Origin of the sequence: Candidatus Symbiopectobacterium sp. (assembly GCF_020054415.1) — a bacterium.
In the GTDB taxonomy this organism is placed as follows: domain Bacteria; phylum Pseudomonadota; class Gammaproteobacteria; order Enterobacterales; family Enterobacteriaceae; genus Symbiopectobacterium.
Map to the genome: position 1 here is coordinate 1 of NZ_JAHWCO010000045.1, position 1,605 is coordinate 1,605.

A 1,605-nucleotide genomic window follows, 5' to 3' on the forward strand; every position below is an offset into this window, starting at 1 on the left:
CTCAGGTGGGTGAAGCCATGGCCATGGTCAAAGCGCTTAACCGGATCACGCTATTAGGAATGCCGAACAGTATTCGCATCACGTAACAATCGACCCGTATGGGGCGCAGTCATTACAGTTCTGATTTATTCAACAAAGCCGCGCTGACACCAAATCCAACGTATCCACATCCATCTTGCTCACCATCTCATAGAGCTCCACTTATTGGGCTTTCGGTGTTTCCGTCATCAGCGCCCAACGTTGGTTACTGGCAACAAGCGTCTGCTCAGACCCCGCCTTACGTAGCTCATAGCTGTCTTTGCCGGGTTTATCGATATCCATATCACGGTGATTGTGCTTTATCACACCAATGTGTAGCCCTTTCTCTTTAAGGAGTGGGATCACGTGGGTGAGCAAAGTGGTTTTCCCGGTACCGCTATACGCGCTAACGGCAAGCAGGCGTGGGCGATGCAACTCAGTCATGTTTGGCCTCTTGCCAATTGGAGAGATCGTCTGGGGTGTTCAGGTTTTGGAATGCCAAAGGGCAGTCCGCAAAAAGTACGGGAGTCGCCTCGATCTCTGCCAGAAAAAGCATCAGCTTACGATCGCCACGTTCCAGGTAGGTTTCAAGCTTTGGCATCAGGGAACGGTAGATAAGCAACAAGGTTGGATGTTCTCTCTGTCCATCGTTTACGTAGGCGGCATGCCCTTGCTGTTTGCTGTGCCACAGTCTCTCCACCAGATCGGTGGGTAAATTAGGGACATCGCAGGGCGCGAAAACGGCCCATTCCGTCTCGATGATTTTCAGGCTGGATAAGATACCTGCCAAGGGGCCTGAAAAGCCATTCGGTAAGTCGCTAAAAACGGTGCAGCCACTTTCCTGATAAACAGCCTGGTTACGATTGGCATTGATGTAGACGCGGTCCACTTGGGGTTTCAGGCGGGTTAAAACGTGTTGGTAGAGCGGTATGCCGCGCAACGTTAATAGTCCCTTATCCTGCCCGCCCATTCGGCTGGCATGGCCACCTGACAGAATGATGCCTGTGATCATGTTATCCCTCGTTGTCGCGCCGCAGAGGCTCTATTCTGGGCAAAATAATTCCTGACGCCAAGCGCTTTCCACCCGTGATTAAGGCTGTTAAGGTGATATCCACGCTTGTGTATACAGTATAAGAGGATTAAATCATGAAATGTCATCGCGTTAACGAGTTGGTTGAGTTACTGCATCCTGCCTGGCAAAAAGATCAGGACCTGAATCTGGTCCAATTTTTACAAAAACTTGCACAGGAGGCGGGGTTCCAGGGGCAGCTAAGTGAGCTGACAGATGATATCCTGATCTACCATTTGAAAATGCGTGACACGGATAAAGAGCAGGTCATTCCTGGCTTGAAAAATGATTATGAGGAAGATTTCAAAACAGCATTGCTGCGAGCTCGTGGTGTTATCAAGGACTGATGGGTCGTGTATTCAATATGTTGATTGCAGTGTGAAATGTCCGGTTTTGGATGTGGAATACAGTGGCTAAAGTTGATGTAAGATGCCAGTTTTGTGAACAGACATCTCCTGTGAAAAAACACGGTTATGGCAAAAGTGGCCATCAGCGTTACCGTCGTCAGTCATGCAAAC

The 1,605-nt window shown here is 49.3% G+C and carries 3 protein-coding genes and 2 pseudogenes; 3 read left to right on the plus strand and 2 right to left on the minus strand.

The window, feature by feature from the left end; genetic code table 11:
- Nucleotides 1–86, plus strand: a pseudogene (locus QZ506_RS01545) (lipoprotein); the annotation flags it as partial.
- A gap of 118 nt (nt 87–204) precedes the next feature.
- On the opposite strand, the pseudogene mobB reads toward QZ506_RS01545, so the two are convergent.
- Together mobB and mobA are read right to left on the minus strand one after the other, a co-directional pair.
- Nucleotides 205–462: pseudogene (gene mobB, locus QZ506_RS01550) on the minus strand (molybdopterin-guanine dinucleotide biosynthesis protein B); the annotation flags it as partial.
- A complete protein-coding gene (gene mobA / locus QZ506_RS01555) occupies nt 455–1,030 on the minus strand; it encodes a molybdenum cofactor guanylyltransferase MobA (protein WP_291968582.1) in 576 nt (191 codons plus the stop codon). The pseudogene mobB and the gene mobA, both read right to left, overlap by 8 nt.
- Nucleotides 1,031–1,164: 134 nt before the next feature.
- Here mobA and QZ506_RS01560 point away from each other — a divergent pair, with 134 nt between their 5' ends.
- Nucleotides 1,165–1,434: a YihD family protein gene (locus QZ506_RS01560; RefSeq protein ID WP_291968584.1), complete on the plus strand. Its 270-nt coding sequence runs from the start codon at nt 1,165–1,167 to the stop codon at nt 1,432–1,434.
- A gap of 62 nt (nt 1,435–1,496) precedes the next feature.
- The coding region (locus QZ506_RS01565; RefSeq protein ID WP_367272953.1) for an IS1 family transposase at nt 1,497–1,605 on the plus strand (109 nt) is incomplete at its 3' end.

What these genes read in the sequence shown, in the direction of transcription:
- mobA (WP_291968582.1), bottom strand. Translation starts at nt 1,030, where the DNA reads ATGATCACAGGCATCATTCTGTCAGGTGGCCATGCCAGCCGAATGGGC.
- QZ506_RS01560 (WP_291968584.1), top strand. Translation starts at nt 1,165, where the DNA reads ATGAAATGTCATCGCGTTAACGAGTTGGTTGAGTTACTGCATCCTGCC.